Raw genomic sequence first — 19007 nt, 5'->3', positions numbered from 1 at the left:
ATATGCCAGAACTAAACAGGCTTGCATATTGTGTCCAGCAATCTGGCTACACAGTTAATTTTGGTAGTGATGTTCTTAATCAGGAACTTGACGGTGGCATTGGACGTTATCGTCGGGATATTCGACGGAAATCACATTTGGTGAATGTGAGCTGGGTGGTCAAGCTGAAAGGGTATCAATACTTAACTGCTTTTTACCGGGTTTGGATGCGAAATCCATCTCAGCCTTTTTTAGCCAAATTGATTATTGATGATGAGCTAAAGGATTATGAATGTTCCTTTAAAGGTGCCATTCAGCTCAATTCAAAAGATGGGCCTGTCTATCGAGTCTCTGCACAGCTGGAAGTCAAAGCGCTGATCGCTGATGATGCTTATGATGATGCATTGGTGGCGACTGGAGAGAGCACTGATATATTTGAGCCACTTGAAGAACTGGTGAATGAAGATATGCCTAATGCGTTAGGGGGTGTAAATGTCTAACTACACCTCTTTTTTTCTCAATGCAAAAGGTGGCTTGATTAATCTTGAGTGCATCGAGATCAGTCATTCCAGTTTTGCCGAACCTTTCCGGTATGTGCGAAACGACACTTCCGGCATCACAGTCAGGCATGAAGATGGTCTGGATTATGTCTATGACTATCAGCTGCTTGAAATTCAAAGATCGAACGTGACCAATGATATTGATCAGGCAATGAATATTACCTTTGCAGATATGGATGACACATTCACAAAAGCCCTGCAAAGCATTACCACAACCGAGCGGCCCACTTTCAAATATCGCTCATACCGTGATGACGATTTAACCGAACCCATGGTCATCATTCAAACGCTGGAAATTACATCAATGAGTAAGGATGCAAGCGGATATATCACATTTGAAGCGAAAGCACCTGAGCTGAATTCTGTAAAAACTGGCGATACCTATACTCTGGATCGCTTCCCATTACTGCGAGGCACATTGTGATAAATGACCTTTTTGATCGTGAATATACGCAGGATTACACATGCAATGAATTTGCCTGTGAGGCATGGGAAAGAATTACCGGTGAAAATCTGACTGAGCGTTTGAATGATTATTTGAATGATGCCGGGAGTTTTGAGGGGTTGGATGTGCCTATATCCCCCTGCATAGCATTCTTCTCAAGAAACCCGAAAAGCTCAACACATGTTGGGCTTTTTTATGAAGGAAAGATTTTGCATCTTTCGCCCAGAGGGGTTCAGCACATACCGCTTGATTACATCATGCTTGGCTTTAAGACAGTGAGCTTTTATAAATGAAACGAGTGCATATACGTCGTGATCCTTTTAATAAAGAAACTTGGACCGTTGAAGATGTAGAGGATATTTGCGCTTATCTGTCTGAGCAATTCACGGCATTTCCTGATAATGCACGCATCTATCATGGTGCTGTTGCACAAAAGAATGATGTAACCCCAATTGACGAGCGATCAATCCGACATTTGCAGAGTCTGGAAGGTGAATTCTATGTAGTGGTTTATGGGGCTGTAATGGGGTGGGATGATATTCTTATCTGGGCCGTGGTGGCCATATCGGCGGCATTTAGTATTTACACCTACATGACCATGCCGAAACCGCAAGTTTCAGCACCGCAGTCATCCAATAATGATTTAGCTTCACGTCAAAACCAGGCACGCTTGAATGGTCGTGTTCCTGAAATTCTTGGAAAATTACGAGCAGTCCCTGACCTGATTGCACCACCGGCAACATTCTTTAATGAGCTGAATCAGGAAATTGAAGAGTGTGTCATGGTCATAGGCCGTGGCTATTACCAGATCCACGACTGCAAAGAAGATCAAACCAATGCCAATGATATCAGTGGTATTGCTGTTTCTGCCTATGATCCACATACAAGTATCACTGGAGCGCCAATATTCCAGATCGGAGATGGTTTTACAGAACCGCCCTTGTTGACGCTTAAATCAAAATCAATTAATGGCCAGACCTTGAATGTGCCGAATGATCAGAAGGTTGAATCTGCAGAAATATATTTCCAGTTCCCCAATTTAATTAAAACCAATTCGCCCTACATTAATTTTGATGAGCTTTTTGATCAGAATGATTCGATTGGTATTTATGGGGCAGAATTTCTCATTGATGATGCTGTATTGGCCGGCAATACCATACTGACCACTGAAAATCAGTTAATCATCAATTCAGCGGTCGATATCTCGGGTGTGAGTAATTTTCATGAAGTTATTTTATCTGGTGCTTTGATTAAAGTCACAACAGAGGTTTCGCCTGTTCCGCCTGAAACTGAATCGGCTTACGTTGAAAACTATTATGACTTATCAGGACGATACAAAGTTACCCATGCCAGCAAGACCGCTATTCCGGGTGGGTTTAGTTATCTGATTTCACTGCGTAATGCTCAAGCGATAAACCCAAACTGGCAATACGTCACTCAAGATTATACAGTCGGCACAAATATTCGATTAACGGACAATAGCGGGTCAATTAATTTAAACGGCACCTATATTATTGAAGCTGTATCGGTAAACGAAATTAAATTAAGCAATCCAGATTTACTGAATAGCGACTGGGTAAAAGTAAATTTCACACCCGATCAAAATACCCAAAGTCAGCCTTTGGTGGTGCGGTTAGATAAATTAAATAATAGCTGGGTGGGTTGGTATAACCTGGATCTGGAAAATACAGAGGAACTGATCTTTAATTTTTTCTTTCAGAACGGCTTGTTTTATCAGGATTCAAAAGGTGGGGTCTGGAGTGACCAGATGACTGCGCTGATTGAATATCAATATATCAGTGAGACCGGGCAACCAGCCGGCAACATTTATCAGCAGTATTTTAGTATTTCGGCCGCATCAAAATCTGCTTTTGGTACCACCCGGCGTATCGCACTAGCGCATACAGGAAAGGTGAGGTTCCGTATTGCCAGAACCACTCCCACGAAAAACGACAAGACTCAAGACTTGACTAAGATTCGTGATGTTTACGCTGCATCAAGAAGCAAAATTTTGAACTATGGAGATGTGACTGTAGTTCGGTCAAGAACACTCGGTACGGATGGGGCTTTGTCGCTGAAAGAGCGTAAGTTAAATATGCTGGTTACACGCAAGTTACCAGTGAATGGTACTGGTGCTTTAACACCGACACGTTCTGCAGCTCAGGCATTTATTTATCTTGCACTGGATTCCAAAAATGGGCGAAGAAAATTAAGCGAAGTAGATGTTGCTCAGATTCTCGCTGAAGAACAGGAGGTGATTCATTACTTTAACAACCCAAAAGCAGCAGAATTTTCTTATACCATTGATGATGAAAATCTCGCATTTGAAGAAATAGCCGGCATGATCGCGAGTGCTTGCTTTAGTGAGCCGACTCGTTTTGGTAGCAAGTTAAGACTCCATTTTGAGCAACCTAAAAACACGCCGGTACTGCTTTTTAATCACAGGAATAAGGTTCCCAAGAGTGAAAAGCGAACGTATAGTTTTGGGATTAATAAAGACTATGACGGCATTGAGTTTGAATATACAAGTCCAGATGATGATGCCCGGGTAACCTATTTAATCCCACCCGACGGTTCTGCAAAAAATCCAATGTCTATCAAGTCGTCGGGCATTAGAACCGAAGAGCAGGCCAAGACACGTGCATGGCGTGAATGGAACAAACTGTTTTATCAACGTGTATCATGCAAGTTTGATGCGCTCGATGAGTCTAATTTACTTGCCCGAAACGATCCTATTCTTATTGCAGACAATGTAAAGGTTAAAACCCAAGATGGGGAGGTCGAAACGGTGAATGGCCTAACTTTGGATTTGTCTCAAAGTGTGGAAATACTTGCCGGGGATAGCATCTATCTGCAAATGCCGGATGGAACTGTGGATTTGATTGGGTGTCAAAAAGGAACTGAATCCAATCAGATCATTTTGAATCGGGCACCATTGCTGCCGCTTGTGGTTGAAAATGATCGCTATGTAAAAACGACTTATCAAATCGTTCGAGCAGGCGAGGCAAGTAAGTCTATGTTTGTACTTACTGAAATGACACCACAGTCGAAAATGACCAACTCATTAACCTGTGTGAATTACGATTCGCGCTACTACGAGAAAGATCATGCATTTTTCTAAACATATTTATTTATTCAGCCACCTTCGGGTGGTTTTTTAATGCCTGGAGTAAAGCATGGCTGATCAAGTAATTACCAAGCAAGAGCTGATTGAAGCAAAGATTGATGTAAAGCATGCAGGGGAAGCAGTCAATACTGAAAAAGTGATTACTCCACGTTATGGAGACTCTTTTAAATCAATACCTCTTGTTGTAAAAGAAGGCGAAGAAAAGACCGATGCTGCTGTAGCTGCACTAAATGCTAAAGCCGATGAGGTGGTTGCTAAAGGCTTTTATACTGGCTTTTCAACCGAAACAGCATTAAAAGCTAGCTTACCTAACGTATCTGAAATGCGTGCACGTGCGGATGATACACGTAAAATTTGGCGCTGGAGCCGCACTAGTGCTGAAGGTGTGATGCTGGTTACAGGAACTTGGACTGATACTGGTCCAAGTGATGTAGATGTAGCTGTAGATCAATTTATTGAAGAGGCGCAACGGCAAGGCGTAGCCCTAGGTCAGCTTGACGAGTATTACAACTATTTGATGCAGCGCCTTGCTCAGATTGCTGTAGATAAAGGGTGGGATTCTTCTTTTGTTGTTCATAAAGGCGAAACACAATATCAGGTTAATGAAAAACAATCGGATATTAATACTAATATTCGTGACCGTAAAAGTGTGAAACTCTGGGCTGCTAATTTAGTTGATGCATTATCAAAATATAACGCTGTTGATTTTGATAAAGATGAAGTTGTAATAACACCAGTCTTATTGGCATCTGGAAAAACAATTACCTCAAATAATCATAAGATTAACCAAACATCTCCATCAACAATAGTTGTTGAGTTAGATTACGGAGCATCTAATGTCACTATTGATGGATTAAATATCAAGCAAGATAAAACTGGGAGTCTTAGTGGTGGAACTGGCAATAATCACGCTTCTGTAAAAGTAAAAGGCGGCCTATATAACCATATAAGAAATTTAATCTTAGATGGGCAGTTAGGTGTTAGCTTGGGTACAAATGCTGCAACAGCACCCGAAAGAAGAAGTATGTTTAATACTGTCGAAAATATTATTATGTTAGCTACAAATATGGGCATTGAGCAGATTGGTTCAGCTTATAACGCTTTAAATAATTTATTTATAATGAATCCTATAGCGAGGGGGGTTTTCATTGGAGACCGTATGACTGGTTACGATAATATAATAAACCCTGCTGATGGCATATTCGCACCTTGCCATGGTAATAACGGAACAAATGTTTTTATCTGTAATCTGAGCACTGGCATATCCCTACAAAATAGCGCGAAATATAATTCAAAGATAAACTACTTTATTACTGAGTGTGATCGCGCTGTTCAGGTCATTCCCGGAACTGCTTTAGGAAACAACCCGACACTAAATAACCTGCAATTTACCTCAGAAAAGTGCGGACAGTTGATTCTTAATGATCAGGGCAATCACAATAAATTTCAATTTTTTGCAGATGGGTCAGCTTTTACCGACCAAGGTATTCAAGAGGTTGCTGGATATACTGGTAAGGGATTTAACAGCTATCAAGGGGTTATCAAGAACTCAGCGAAAACCGCAGCGCAATTTCGTTATTCGCATAATACTTATGGTTTGCAAGTCAGCAAAGCAGTGGGAAATGGGGCAAACGTAAATGGCAGTTATGGTGGTGGGTCAATCATTGTTGATGGAGCAACTGGAACCGGCGTTGCGCTAGCTGGTAATTATAATAATCTTCAAGTTGTGGCTACTGAGTGTCTTATGGGTTTATCTATATCCGGAATGAGAAATATAATAAATATCCAAACTGACGGCAATGTAACTATCTCCGGGTCTGGGAACACCATTATTGGCCGTATCGGTGGAAATCTAACAGTTACAGACAATGATAATAAGTTTATTGGAGAGGTGGCAGGGACGGTTACCCGTACAAACACAACTGGCAACAATTTTACAGGTCTAAAAGGTTGGTCGGATACAGTTTACCAATCTGCAGCATTAACAACTGACGCCTCTGGTCGTGTAGTCGTGGTGGTTCCAAAACATGCGAGTTCACAAATTAGAAGCGCATATGCAACAATCCCGTCCAATACGTCAAGACAGGGGCTGAGAGTTGTTTCTATTTCAGGAGGGAATGTCATGTTTGAACTCTATGATCAGGCAGGTGCAGCGGTGGCTTCTACAGCAGTGACCTTTAACTACACTTATTCATGTAATTAAAAAGAGGGCTTAAAGCCCTCTTTTCTATGTTGTCCAAAAGAACCACAATATTGCTGTGTACGCTATATAACCTAGGATTATAAGATTCTTTTCTTTAGATTGGAGTTGCAGCATAGATAATATAATTATTGGGAAACATGCGGCCAAGAATCTCGATGAATAGCCGGCAAGAAACGTATTAAAGAAAACCATACTCAAAATAATTAAGCTGATATAAAAATAATTGTTTCTTTCAATCTTTTCTGTATAGGCTTTTATAACCAAGTAGACAAAATAGATTACCCAAAAACTCATGTATAAGACAGGAGATGACATGTCTTCATATTCAGCACGTCTATCACCTAATCCCCCCAAAATTTGAGATATTAGAGGTCCTGTTACTATGGCTAATATCAAGCCAAAAGTAATAGCAATTGTATTCTTTATAAGAAAGTTAAGGTTTTTCCATTGTTCAAGTTTTGTGGCAATAAGGAAAATACCTAAAAAGATAATTGCCGAAGTATGTATGAAAGGAGTGCATATCAGAATTGGAATATAAAGATAATTATTACGTTTAAATAATAAATAAGCCAAGTAAATTAATGACATCGTAAATGCAAGGCGCATTTGTGAAAAACAAAAATCAATAAAGACAGGGTTTATCAGAAACAGAAAACTATAGTAGTTATGCCTACTTGTGACTAAAATTATGGAAAAGAATAGTATTAATGAGCTAATAATATAAAAAATATTATCAGAACTTAAGCCGTGCTCGGTCGCAATGAATATTAATTTATGCCATCCCCATTCAAAACTTATCTTGGATAGTAGAGTGTCGTAGTCAAACCATAGTGTTTTATTGAGATTATAGTCAATGTAACTAACATAGTTTGCTCTATCAACATATGCAGAACTGCGCAAATCCTCCCACGGAATAAGTACAAGTACCAATGTCGAAATTAGTGCTAAAAAAAAGATATATATACTTTTTTTTTGTATTAAGAAGTTCATGCTCTAGATCAAATCCAAGGGTTTATCTATTTAAAAGAAATATTTGAGTTTTTAAGGTGACCCATACAGCTTTTCAACTTCGAAATGCTGGTTGAGCCATGAACAGCAACCTTAAATCTATTATTGCTCCATGAGTTAAAGCAACTGTTTGAACTATGATTTAAAGAATCAAGTGTTACCGACCCTAAAGCCTTGCTGTTTATAGCCCCTAATAAAATTCCATATTGAGATTTGGTGTCTTGGTGATTGCTAATAGATATTGAAACAGGTGAGGTAGAGTTGTTGTATCTACTTAACCCTATTTGAATACCAGAACCCGCATTCCCAGAAGTTACAATATTTTTTAATTCAATATCTTTTAAAATCATAGAACCATTATTCGGCTCAATATCAATCCCACTAGCCGGCTTTGCCCCTTTGGTGTTAGTTGCTTTAATATTACTAGCTATAAGTTTATTTGCTGAAATAATGGTTAGGCCTTGTCTTCTATTATCATTCATACGGATATTGTTGAGAGTGATATTGTAATTAGCATTTTTCCCATTAGTGCCTACATAAATAGCATCACCCCACATCTTATCTATGTTCATATCGGAGACAGAAATATTTTTAGAATCTCTTATTTCGATTCCCATGCCCCATTCGCCGGTATTTCCTAAATGAGTATATTTGTCTCCAATTAAGGAGCCACCCAAGATCTTTACATTGTCGACATTTTTGATTTGAAAAACACGATAGCTTCCGTATTTAGTAGGGATAACGGTAAGTTTTGTTTGAGGAGTTAGCCTAATTTCACTCCCATCTTTAGGGATGATTGATTTATTAGCATCAATTTTGTAAGTGCCAGCAGGGATAGAGACTACTTTTTGTTTTTTAATAAGTTGATTTACATAAGAAGTGATATCGGTATTCTCAACAAAATCGGCCCATGCGCTAGATGTGAAGCCACAAACCGCAACTAAAAATATTATTTTTAAATTCATTATTTTTTCTTCTTAGGAAATCGCATACCAAGCTTTAAGCTAATCAAGCCCAGTGCTGAATAGATCGCAGCCATAATTATAAAATGACCAATATCAATGGGGTTGTTCAATCTCAACTCAACATAGTAGGCAAATGATACGGAGACAAAGATAGTAATAATTTGGGGAATATTTTTTTTAAGCAGTTCAAGCATTGTTTTTTAAATCACAACTGAGCAGACAGGCGGTAGATTAACATATTTATAAATTGTTGAGATACCCAACAAATCACACCAAACCCTGATCTTTAATTAGATCAGGGTTTTTTATTACCAAAATTTAGGGGGCGGCATGTCCGAAAATGAGAGCTATGGCCTCAGAGTGGAAAAGAAAATTGACAACATGCAGAACGATATTCACACGTTATCCAATCATGTAGCGCGATTAACTTTTATCAATGAGGCCTACAAAGAAACAAGTGAACAAAACAGGAAAGAGATTGATGCATTAGATATTAAGGTTTTGGCACTTGATAAAAAATCAGCATCTCAGGATGGCGGGATCTCAATGCTTCGCTATCTACTGGGTGCATGTGGGGGAATCATTCTAGCCGCTTGCTTTTGGGTAGGCTCTTCCATTATTCAGCTTTCGAAAGACACTTCATTACTCAATGAAAAACTTACTCGACTCGAAACAGATGTTCAAAACTATAGGGGCTATAAATGAACAGTGAGCAGACTAAAACATATATAGCCTTTTTAGCATTAGGTATTGCCGTACTATCTATCATTGGGCTGTTCTTTATCGATATTCCGGACAAAAATCGTGATCTGGTAAATATCGCACTTGGTTCAATCATTGGCTGGGGTGGGGCTGTAGTGAGTTTTTATTTTGGCAATTCTGATCAAAGCAATAAAGAGGATAAGCGATGAAACAGATTTTTGATTTTTTGCGCAAGATTAGCGGTGGAAAGCTCACTCAAAAGCAGGTTGAAGCTGCAGATAAATTGATTGCAACTGCCTGTGATGACCTTAATGACATGCTGGGCATTGCCATAGATGAAATGCATATCAGTCCGAGTGGAATAGACCTGATCTGCAATTTTGAAGGCTTGAGGCTGGAAGCATATGATGATGGCGTAGGTATATGGACCATCGGATTCGGCACCACAAAATATCCAGATGGCGTACGAGTGAAAAAAGGGGATAGTTGCACACTCGAGCAAGCCAAAGCTTGTATGCAAAGCGATTTAAAAGCATTTGAGCAAACCGTGAATGAGGCTGTGCGAGTGCCACTTACTCAAAATCAATTTGATGCCCTTGTTTCGCTAACCTATAACATCGGTACAACTGCTTTTAAAAATTCAACATTGGTTAAAAGACTAAATGAGGAAAACTATAAAGGTGCTGCCGATCAGTTTGAGGTATGGGTAAATGCGAGTGGGAAACGGATGCAAGGTCTGGTCAATCGCCGAGCCGTTGAAAAAGCTTTATTCTTAAAATCAAGTTAATTGCTTTGCTGTGCCTCCTGCTATCAGGTTGCACAGCCGTTGATTTCCTAACTATAGATTTTTAGTTCAGGAACTAATTTACAGTTAAATCTTTCAAGGGATTACCAAACTGTTTCAAATATTCAACTCCCAGCTGTCGCGAACCCTGATCATTAATATGATTGTCATCTTTCAAGCGATATAAAGGCACATTATTCAGCATAATTTTACATACCTGCTGGTCACAAATAACCTTGGTCGGATCAATAATTTTTAATTGCGGATATTTGAGTTTGGCTTCAGCCACAATCTGATTAAATGGCTTTAGATGCCTATCATAACTCGCTTTCGAAACCGTGCATGGAGCATGTCGATTTAGAATCTCATTACGGATATTACAGTCGGAAGTTATCCCATCCCATTCCAAACGCGGCACATCATTCAATAAAATCACTTGATCGCTGGACTGGTGAGCAATTTCTAAAGCTTTCAGCAAGCCTACTCTAAAGATATCTTCACCGCTCTGATGAACACCATCTTTGAGTTTGATTTCACCACTAAAATATGGTGCATAGGAGCCAGCCATAATAATCATTGGATAATGCGTATTTTCAAGATGAGCTGTAATGGCATCATTACGTTCCTGGAACTTGGAAAGTTCCTCCCAGTGATTCATCTTAAATATAAACCTCTTCACTCCAGGTAGATAAAATGTTGAACTTTGGGTAATGTCGTAGCCTCGCAGACTAGCATCTTTTGCCCACTCATCTAACATCGCAGTATAGGCGTTGGCATGAGAATCACCAATCAATAAGAAATCAACTTCATCTTTAGGTTGCCCCAATACACAATCCTTTAGGTCAGGTAAGACTTTGGGGTCTCCAGTATCTATACATTTACTGCGGATCACATGTGCATAAGCATGCAATGCTTCCTGTTTAGCATAAACCGACGGTGGGAACCGATCTGGAAAGCCGTCATTGCTCTTGATGGTCTGGGCAGCGGTGATAAAACCGATTGCAGGTAACAAGAAACCTAAAATAATCACTTTGTAATTTTTTGCCATCACAAATCGTTTTAGTGGTTTTTCTACCAACATATAGGTTAAATATGCCAAGAGAAGAGATACCAGAATAATGATGATCTGATTTTCCAGATTTAATGGCAGCATGTAAATGCCGAATAACACGATAATTGGCCAATGCCATAAATACAGCGGATATGAAATTTTCCCAATCCAAGTACTAAACTGATTACTTAATAATAGATTGCTAGAAGGTACAGATTGTCCAAAATAAATAATGACTGCTGTTGCCAAACATGGAATTAGTGCCATTAGACCAGGAAATGGTGTCTGTTTATCAAAATAAACCGCTGCTACAAATAGAATAATAACCGCAACCCAGACTAGCCCTTGCAGTATTTTTTTCGGCAGCTTTGGTTGTGGTAAACATGTAACCAATGCCCCCAGCAGCAACTCAAAAGCACGTACTGGCATGCTGTAATAAGCCTTAGCTGGATTTTGAGCCAGTTGGTATTGGGCATATGACAGTAGAACAATGATAAATATGCTAATCATCATCCAAAGATATTTACGTGATGACTTGGCAAAAAACATCCACAACAATAAAGGCCAGAAAATATAAAACTGCTCTTCTACCCCCAATGACCATAAATGTAGCAGCGGCACATTTTCCACGCTAGGGCTAAAGTAATCCCCGACTTCATTACGCATATAGATATTCGCAATGAGTAAAGTGGCATACATGACACTCTCAAAATATTCAGTCAGTTCACCGGGCAGCATCACATGCCAGGCAACGACACTGACAACTGCGAGTACAGTAAAATAAGCAGGTGCCAAACGAACCACACGTTTTTTATAGAACCGTGCCATTGAAAATTGTTGGGATTGGATATCGCGTGTCAAAATAATAGTGATGAGATAACCTGAAATGACAAAGAAGATGTCTACCCCAATATAACCGCCAGAAAATAGTGACCAGCCCAAATGATTGAAAATGACCAGTGATACCGCAATGGCACGAAGGCCATCGATATCTGGTCTGTAGGCAATACTCATAAAAATAGTGGAAGAGTGAAAATAATGTATTTTATTCTTTTAACGCTCTAGATTGCATAATTTATATTTTTTATATTTATCTCTTTCATAAATTAAAAAGCTGGTCGTTTTTTAATTTATCTTTGATATTATTAAATACCTGATAAAATAGACTTACACGAGGATTTCAAAACTTGTGGATAACTTGATTATTGTGTCTGATTTGTGTCAATAGGGTATAAACTACTGATTTGTAATAATTGATATTACTTTGACATCGTAGAGGTCAGCAGTTCGAGTCTGCTTATACCTACCAAAATTCAAAGCGGTATGTTATAAGGGTTTTAAGCGAAAACAGTAGCTTAAAACCCTTTTTTATTGCCTGTCGTAAAGTTTGCTCTAAACCTTACATTCTGCAAAATCGGTATTTTATGCAGTTATTGCCGTTAAATTTACGTCAAGAATTTTAGAAATTACGTCATGAAATTACCTAAGCCTAGAAAACGCGGTTCGGCCTATTACATTGAATTGATGATTAACGGTAAGCGCTCATCTGCAACTCGTGATACTGCAAAAGAATGTGAGCAATGGGCAGCTCAAAAAATGCTTGAGGCAAAAGCAAATCAACTTGCCGAAGATTCAGGTGTAAAGCATCACTTTCCATTCAAAACACTTTTTCATAAATATTATGACGAGCAGGGCTGAAAGCTTCGCGGATCCAAATACGTCAAAGAACAATTAGCGCCGTTTGATGAGAAATTTGGTGCACTGGGAGATATGCCTATCCATGACATTACGCCAAAGCATTTAACTGCCTGGTGTAATAAACGTTTAAAACAGGTTGGAGCAAATACAGTGCTTCGTGAGATTGCACTGTACTCATCAGTTTTCAGCTATGCAGTAAAAGAACTATTTCTATTAGATAGCAATCCATGGATGGGCATTAAGAAGCCTGCCAAACTTAAAGCGCGTAATCGCCGTATTCGTGATGAAGAGATTCAGCTCATTTTAGAGGGGTTGAATTATCGTGAAGGGCAGACCCCATCTTGCCAGAACACTACGTTGCATGGGCATTTCTGTTCGCTTTAGAGACAGCAATGCGCCGTGGTGAAACCCTTGGCATTGCCATGTCAGAAATTTATGATCGGCATGTGCATTTACCTAAAATAAAAAATGGCGATGCTCGTAATGTGCCACTGACAAAAAAGGCTTTAGCTTTGTTGGATCTGATCGATCACGACGGGGATAAATTAATTCCACAGTCTGAGAATGCTTTCCGGTTAATGTGGGAGCGCAGAAAGGAAAAAGTGGGATTTGGCACCCTGACCCAAAAGGATTGAAAGCAAGTGAAGCAGACCGTGCATGTTAGGTTTGTGTGATTGTGAGTAGCGGTAGATCAGTTGCCGAGCTGGTCAATATCGTAATCTAAGGCAAGGGTGTGGCAGATCATCACATCCTTTTTATGCCCTGAGAAATGTTCTGTGTAAGCAATATCAGGGCACCTATGGCGGCTTCCTTTAATCAAGTGGTTTGAAATCGGATGCCGCCACCCAGATTCTAATTAGGAGTAATTTATGCAATACCGGTTTGTTTTAATTTTTCACAAAAAATTCACGAACAAGGATGCATGATTGCTGCTAGAAACAGCTGTAGTTTCTGAATGACCCTCCAAGGTTCTTAGTTTAAGCCCACATCAATCTACTGCTGAAGTGGGCTTTTTTTGCATGGAGAAAAGTAATGCTCCAATTCCTATTCTGCTTATTCGGCCTACATGGTGCGACTGAGATCGACTACACGGTTGATGATGAAGAAGTTGAAGTGTGTCGGAATTGTTTGAAAGAGAAAAAGTAATACCAAATTAAACAACATGAGCCTGATTATTAATTTGATCGGGCTTTTTTAATGCCTAAAATTCTAATTCCCTCGAATTTTATGGGTTTGAAATCATATCGGTAACATTGAAAATGTATTGTAATTACAATGCGTAATCAACAGGCGTATAGATTCCAGGTCAGGATAATGATTGCTACTGCTAAAACGATGCTGCAGTCGAACAATGTGCTGCTGCATCAATTTGACAGATTGCTGTTGAACCCACCTGGATTGTTTACAGAGGGGTGAAACCGCATCAGTATCAATTTGAACGTGTTGCAGCTCTGGATGATCGGATAATGCTTCGTACTGCAGAGACCTGACTTGCTCAGATGTGGGTAGCTCCTGGATCACGACAAGACTATCTGAATCATCTACTGCATATTGCTCAAAACGTTTATGTGTTGCGTTGTCATGTCCTGACTTTTTCGAGGCCTGGTTGAGTACATAGCTGTAGGCCCGTCTGATATCCCGGATCAGGTTAAACTGGAATGTGGTTAATTTGCCAGATTGTTCCAAATCACAGAGCTGTTGAAGAAAAGCTCCAAGGGAAGTATTGAATTGAGGTAACTGCTCCCACAGCCATAAATATAACCTGTCATATTTGGATAACTTCTTATGCTGTTCTGATTTGATCAAGGCTTGTGAAGCCAAACGGAAACGATTGACTAAGGTCAGTATCGTACTCTGATGGTCAGATAAAACAGCTACCCTGATATTGTTTAAGATCGTTAGTGCAAAGAGGGTATTGACCCCCCATTGATAGGCAGGATGATCTGATTTTAAGTCCTTTAAACAATATAGATAACTGCTGATCGGTTGCTTGGTCAGGTGCGGTTTCGGTCTGGGTAAATGAAGCTCGAGAATTTCTAGTGATGGACCGGAATCCGAATCCGGTTGCAACAGTCGAAGGCCATCTAGCAATGGGGTTTGCGACAGGAAGTAAGCGCCAACATACTGAAAGGTTTCCAATACGTTTTCTGAAGCAAGCAGGTTTTTCATGAGGTATCTTAGAGAATCATGCATGTTCAGTCCTCCAAAACATTGAAGCTTCAATTTGAGTATGCTTTAACGCTTCACATTTGGCTTGAAGGGCGGAGAATTGAGTCTTAAAGGCTTGATCGACTTGATGCTGGCGATAGTTAAGCTGGTTGCGTGTACAACCAAGAATTCTGGCGAGTAGCTGCATCGACATGGAAACATGAGGTTTGTCGTATGTACGACAGTTCAAATCATAAATAAAACTCTTGCTGAGGTACTGATTGCACAGCATCAGCAGTCTGTTTGGGAGGATCTGATCAATGTCAATTTTAGACTGTACTAATAGGGTGACAAATTCTCGAGTCAGCTGAACATGGATATCCTCACACTCCAGTTTTTCTCCTTGACTTAGAATCTTCTTCCGAACTGTAGTGAATGATTTGATGCCTGGATGAACAGGGAGCAAGGATGGCATGGCTTTGGTCACTTCATGGAGACAAAGATCAAGGCCTTTCGCTATTTTTATCAGCTCAAGAGTTTTTTCTTTGGATAATCTCGAGGTAATTGTCGAAGTGGGTAACTTTCTTTTCATAGAGATTTCTTATTATTTTTATGCGATATCTCTATGATAAAAGCGAAATGTACTTTACGAACGTATGATCAAAAACTTGGGAATAAAGGGGTGGGTTTTTGTTGAAAGAACAGAGATTTCTTAAACTATTTGATATAAGCTAAATTGGTTTTATTTTTATAAGTACTTAAAAAATAATGTTTTTTGATAAATGAAATCTCTATGGTTTTTAGTCATATTGTATTTTTTTATGATCTGTGTGAAAAAAGTTTGCTGCTATTTGGATGGGTCCCCTATTGCTACATTGAGCAGATAATAACTTCTCCCATATTTATAAAGGCGAAGAAAATTAAATATTCGTTTCCATAATAGCTAGAAAGCTTAGCTAATTTATAAATACTATAACTAATGATAATTTTACTTATCATAAAGGGTAAATAGCTTTATTAGCTGATCTATAATTTTAACCCGCTTAAATTGAAGGGCTTGGGCATGTAATTTGAAATTTCTTCAAAGCAGTACGGTATCTATAAATTTCATAACTGCTTTCATTGTTTTTTGGTGACTTCATTGCGTTCATTTCAATAGTTTAGGTATTGGAATAAACAGTCCTAATGGAGTAGGCAATGTTAAAACAATATCTGAATTATACTTGTGCTTTGAGTTTTTTATCTTTATGTATTTCTCAAACGGTTATGGCTTTAGAGCCGGGGGCAGCACCACAAGCGCCAGCAGGTAATACCATGGGTATTCCTTTAAGTGTTTCCTTACCGCCGGGTTTATATTATACCAGCTCAACTAAACACTTAAATGGGCAACTCAAGGATGATAATGGCGATAACATGGGATTGAAATTGAATGCACCGGCATCGACATCAATTTTTATTTATACGCCTGGATTCCAAGTATTAGGTGGCGACTATCGTGCTTGGTTGGCAATTCCATTTATCATGGCAGAAGAAGAGATTAGCAATCCAATGCTTGGAGAGGTGGGGACACATTCGAATAATAATATTGCCAATATTGATGTACATTTTGCAGATATTTCATGGACATTAAGTCCCGGACAATTTGTCAGTGCAGGTTTGGGAGCAATTACCACAACAGGTTCGTGGAGTTTAGGAGGCACCAATACTAGTGGCGAATATTGGTCACTTAACCCTCGTGTTGGTTATAGTTTAATGAATCAGAATTGGAACATTTCATTAGAATCACATTATTTTTATAATTTTGAAAATGATGAGACTAAATATGACTCTGGGGATGAATTGTTTTTTGATGCTACAGTGCTGAAAAAAGTTGATTTTATTTACCCAGGCTTGCAGGTGGGTCCAATTGGCTATATACGTGAGCAAGTCACCAGTGATGAAAATAACGGTACGGCTTATTATGGTACAACCAGTGGTAAAGCACGACAAATGGGGCTGGGTGTTCAAGTATTGAAAGACTTCGGTCGCGGTTTATTTGTTGGGTTGAGTTGGTCTAAAGATATCGAAACTCAAAATGCCGTCAGTAATGATGGGCGCTTTGCCTTAAATATTTCTGTACCCGTTTTTATGAAAAATAAACCAAAACCAGCAAATATCCCTGCTGAATTTTAAAATTGGATTTAAAGAGCTGATTTGAAGCAGCTCTTTTATTAAAGGAAAAAGCATGTTGTTACAGGATCATGTCGTTTTGGTGACGGGAGCAGGCTCTGGTCTCGGTTTGGGTATTGCACAATATTGTAAAAAACAAGGTGCTAAAGTTATTGTGACAGATGTTGCAGTAGAAAAACTTAATGAGATAGCTCAAAAATTCGATCAGGACGATTTGATTTTACGTTGTGATGTGACTAAAGCGACTGATCTTGTCCAGTGTAAGAAAGAAATCTTAAGTAAATATCATAGGCTTGATGCGGTGATAGGGGCGCAAGGTATTTTTGATGGCAACTTGCCTATAGCAAGCATGGAGATTCAACATTTAGATCAATTATTTGATGAATTATTTAACGTCAATGTAAAAGGCTATTTACTGACTGCGCATGTTTTTGCAGATGTATTAAAGGAAAATCATGGTGCAATGGTCTTTACGACGTCTACAGCTGCCTATGCTGCAGATGGCGGTGGTGCAGTGTATACAGCCACCAAGGGCGCAATCCGAAGCTTGATTCAGCAGCTTGCATTTGAGTTTTCGCCTGAAATACGCGTAAATGGTGTGGCACCCGCCGCTATTGGCAATAGCCAGCTCAAAGGCCCGAAAGCCCTGAATCTAGAACATCAAAAACAATCCGATATTCCGAAAGACGCTTTTTTAAATTTATTCCAGTCTATTAGTTTGCTGCAGGAATTGCCTGATGCAGAAGACTATGGTGCGTTGTATGCATTTTTAGCTTCAAAGCAGAATAAGGTCATGACCGGGCAGACTATTGTGGCAGATCAAGGCTTGTTGAATCGAGCTGTACTTACTCACTAAAACGCAAAACAACAATATTCTAGGATCTTGCAAACAGGTCCATGGATCGGTGCTGCCAAAAAAAGGATATACCGCATGACACAAGCTGTGACTGCACAAAAATATAGCCTGAGTTGGATTTTACTTTTGGCGCTATTAACAGCAATTGCGCCGCTATCCACAGACATGTATTTGCCAGCATTACCGGACATGGCAAAAGAATTTTCAGTTTCAACACTCTTGGTATCAAGCTCATTGCCAGCTTACTTTTTTGGGCTTGCCATTGGACAACTCATTTATGGCCCGATTAGTGACCGCATAGGCCGGAAAATACCGCTGATTTTTGGTCTTAGCCTGCATATTGTTGCCAGTATATTGTGCATATATGCAGATGATTTGCAGACATTGCTGATTGTTCGTGTATTACAAGCTTTAGGAAGTTGTGTGGGCTTGGTATTAGCCCGAGCTGCCATTCGTGATGTGCTGGATACCAACTCTGCTGCCAAGGCCTTTGCCAGTATGATGATTGTGATGGGAGTTGCGCCTGTGATCGCGCCGACCTTAGGTGCTTGGCTGCTGCTGTTTTTCCATTGGGATGCTATTTTTATTGCTCTATCACTATTAGGTGTAATTAGTCTGGTCTGGGTGATTTTCGGTTTCAAAGAAACCTTAGCGGCAGATCGGCGTTTAAAGCTCTCCTTCAAGCAAGTATTCCAGCTGTATATAAGAATTTATCAGGATCCAAGCTACCGTTTTCCCATGCTCGCTGGCTGTTTCAGTTTTGGTGTATTGTTCTGTTATATCAATGCAGCATCGACAGTGTTAATGGACAGCTATCATTTGAATGAACAGCAATTTGCTTATGCTTTTGGTTTGAATGCAGTGGGGACTATGTTTTTGTCTGCCATGAATCATAAGCTGGAACATAAATATTCTGTGCTGCAACGATTGGGTATGGGTGGTATGGTGCAAATTTTTGGCGTGTTGTTACTGTTCATTGCTGCATTACTGCCGCAAGCAAGTCTGCCATTGGTATTAGCCGGTTTGTTTTTAGCTGTTGCAGGCATTGGCCTGACTGCACCGAACTCGACAGCTCTGGCAATGTCACAGCAAGGTAGACAGGCCGGTTCGGCTAGCGCCTTGATGGGCGGGCTGCAATTTTTCTTTGGCTTGCTCAGCGGAATATTGCTGAATTTCCTGCCTGGGTCAGCGCTCCTGAATTTGAGCATAGCCATGCTGATTTTTGTATTTTGTACCAATGTTTCCATTCGCGCGGCGAAGCGATTTTTTAATATGCAGCCTGCTGCATAAACCCCAGTTTCCTTGGTTTGCC

Annotated in this window: 19 protein-coding genes; 14 read left to right on the top strand and 5 right to left on the bottom strand. The window is 39.7% G+C overall.

Annotated features, from left to right (window positions below; all coding sequences use genetic code 11):
• Positions 1 to 2: 2 nt before the first annotated feature.
• Genes E0H80_RS06180 through E0H80_RS06160 form a run of 5 tightly spaced genes read left to right on the top strand, consistent with a single transcriptional unit; the run spans position 3 to position 6314 of the window.
• Complete coding sequence (locus E0H80_RS06180) at positions 3 to 479, top strand: hypothetical protein (protein WP_131364122.1); 477 nt, start codon at positions 3 to 5, stop codon at positions 477 to 479.
• Positions 472 to 963, top strand: coding sequence for a DUF1833 family protein (locus tag E0H80_RS06175; protein ID WP_131364120.1), 492 nt, complete (start codon positions 472 to 474; stop codon positions 961 to 963). Before E0H80_RS06180 ends, E0H80_RS06175 begins: the two co-directional genes overlap by 8 nt.
• A complete protein-coding gene (locus E0H80_RS06170; RefSeq protein ID WP_131364119.1) occupies positions 957 to 1277 on the top strand; it encodes a hypothetical protein in 321 nt (106 codons plus the stop codon). Before E0H80_RS06175 ends, E0H80_RS06170 begins: the two co-directional genes overlap by 7 nt.
• Complete coding sequence (locus E0H80_RS06165; protein WP_131364117.1) at positions 1274 to 4105, top strand: host specificity factor TipJ family phage tail protein; 2832 nt, start codon at positions 1274 to 1276, stop codon at positions 4103 to 4105. The genes E0H80_RS06170 and E0H80_RS06165 overlap by 4 nt, the downstream gene beginning before the upstream one ends.
• Positions 4106 to 4160: 55 nt before the next feature.
• Entirely contained in the window at positions 4161 to 6314 is a 2154-nt protein-coding gene (locus tag E0H80_RS06160; protein WP_131364115.1) for a hypothetical protein, read from the top strand.
• Positions 6315 to 6338: 24 nt separating this feature from the next.
• On the opposite strand, the gene E0H80_RS06155 is transcribed toward E0H80_RS06160, so the two are convergent.
• Positions 6339 to 7304 (bottom strand): EpsG family protein, encoded by a 966-nt coding sequence (locus tag E0H80_RS06155; RefSeq protein WP_131364113.1) that lies wholly within the window; start codon positions 7302 to 7304, stop codon positions 6339 to 6341.
• 26 nt (positions 7305 to 7330) lie between these two features.
• The gene (locus tag E0H80_RS06150) at positions 7331 to 8287 is read right to left on the bottom strand and encodes a right-handed parallel beta-helix repeat-containing protein (protein ID WP_131364111.1); all 957 of its coding nucleotides are present in this window, start codon (positions 8285 to 8287) and stop codon (positions 7331 to 7333) included.
• Positions 8288 to 8617: 330 nt separating this feature from the next.
• Here E0H80_RS06150 and E0H80_RS06140 point away from each other — a divergent pair, with 330 nt between their 5' ends.
• Genes E0H80_RS06140 through E0H80_RS06130 form a run of 3 tightly spaced genes read left to right on the top strand, consistent with a single transcriptional unit; the run spans position 8618 to position 9776 of the window.
• Positions 8618 to 8992, top strand: a complete 375-nt coding sequence (locus tag E0H80_RS06140; RefSeq protein ID WP_131364107.1) for a hypothetical protein — start codon at positions 8618 to 8620, stop codon at positions 8990 to 8992.
• Positions 8989 to 9198, top strand: a complete 210-nt coding sequence (locus E0H80_RS06135; RefSeq protein WP_131364105.1) for a hypothetical protein — start codon at positions 8989 to 8991, stop codon at positions 9196 to 9198. Before E0H80_RS06140 ends, E0H80_RS06135 begins: the two co-directional genes overlap by 4 nt.
• Positions 9195 to 9776: a lysozyme gene (locus E0H80_RS06130; protein ID WP_131364103.1), complete on the top strand. Its 582-nt coding sequence runs from the start codon at positions 9195 to 9197 to the stop codon at positions 9774 to 9776. The genes E0H80_RS06135 and E0H80_RS06130 overlap by 4 nt, the downstream gene beginning before the upstream one ends.
• 73 nt (positions 9777 to 9849) lie before the next feature.
• On the opposite strand, the gene E0H80_RS06125 is transcribed toward E0H80_RS06130, so the two are convergent.
• Complete coding sequence (locus tag E0H80_RS06125; protein ID WP_131364101.1) at positions 9850 to 11838, bottom strand: acyltransferase family protein; 1989 nt, start codon at positions 11836 to 11838, stop codon at positions 9850 to 9852.
• A gap of 459 nt (positions 11839 to 12297) precedes the next feature.
• Here E0H80_RS06125 and E0H80_RS16810 point away from each other — a divergent pair, with 459 nt between their 5' ends.
• The 3 genes from E0H80_RS16810 to E0H80_RS16800 all read left to right on the top strand — a co-directional run bounded on the left by E0H80_RS16810 (position 12298) and on the right by E0H80_RS16800 (position 13157).
• Positions 12298 to 12522 carry a hypothetical protein gene (locus E0H80_RS16810; RefSeq protein WP_228259957.1) on the top strand — a complete coding sequence of 75 codons (225 nt, stop codon included), beginning with the start codon at positions 12298 to 12300 and terminating at the stop codon, positions 12520 to 12522.
• A gap of 72 nt (positions 12523 to 12594) precedes the next feature.
• The gene (locus tag E0H80_RS16805; protein ID WP_228259956.1) at positions 12595 to 12906 is read left to right on the top strand and encodes a hypothetical protein; all 312 of its coding nucleotides are present in this window, start codon (positions 12595 to 12597) and stop codon (positions 12904 to 12906) included.
• Positions 12907 to 12914: 8 nt separating this feature from the next.
• A complete protein-coding gene (locus E0H80_RS16800; protein ID WP_165494284.1) occupies positions 12915 to 13157 on the top strand; it encodes a hypothetical protein in 243 nt (80 codons plus the stop codon).
• 604 nt (positions 13158 to 13761) lie between these two features.
• Here the strand turns inward: E0H80_RS16800 and E0H80_RS06115 are convergent.
• Complete coding sequence (locus E0H80_RS06115; protein ID WP_131364099.1) at positions 13762 to 14691, bottom strand: hypothetical protein; 930 nt, start codon at positions 14689 to 14691, stop codon at positions 13762 to 13764.
• A gap of 16 nt (positions 14692 to 14707) precedes the next feature.
• Positions 14708 to 15145 carry a hypothetical protein gene (locus E0H80_RS06110; RefSeq protein ID WP_131364097.1) on the bottom strand — a complete coding sequence of 146 codons (438 nt, stop codon included), beginning with the start codon at positions 15143 to 15145 and terminating at the stop codon, positions 14708 to 14710.
• A gap of 722 nt (positions 15146 to 15867) precedes the next feature.
• Here E0H80_RS06110 and E0H80_RS06105 point away from each other — a divergent pair.
• From E0H80_RS06105 to E0H80_RS06095, 3 genes are all read left to right on the top strand, one after another.
• Entirely contained in the window at positions 15868 to 16842 is a 975-nt protein-coding gene (locus E0H80_RS06105) for a SphA family protein (protein WP_131364095.1), read from the top strand.
• Positions 16843 to 16894: 52 nt separating this feature from the next.
• A complete protein-coding gene (locus E0H80_RS06100; RefSeq protein WP_228259955.1) occupies positions 16895 to 17695 on the top strand; it encodes an SDR family oxidoreductase in 801 nt (266 codons plus the stop codon).
• Positions 17696 to 17770: 75 nt separating this feature from the next.
• Complete coding sequence (locus tag E0H80_RS06095; RefSeq protein ID WP_131364093.1) at positions 17771 to 18985, top strand: multidrug effflux MFS transporter; 1215 nt, start codon at positions 17771 to 17773, stop codon at positions 18983 to 18985.
• The last annotated feature ends 22 nt before the right edge of the window (positions 18986 to 19007 follow it).

Source organism: Acinetobacter sp. ANC 4779 (assembly GCF_004331055.1).
Lineage (GTDB): Bacteria > Pseudomonadota > Gammaproteobacteria > Pseudomonadales > Moraxellaceae > Acinetobacter.
The sequence above is the reverse complement of the archived record's forward strand: the minus strand, read 5'-3'. Positions and strand labels throughout refer to the sequence as shown.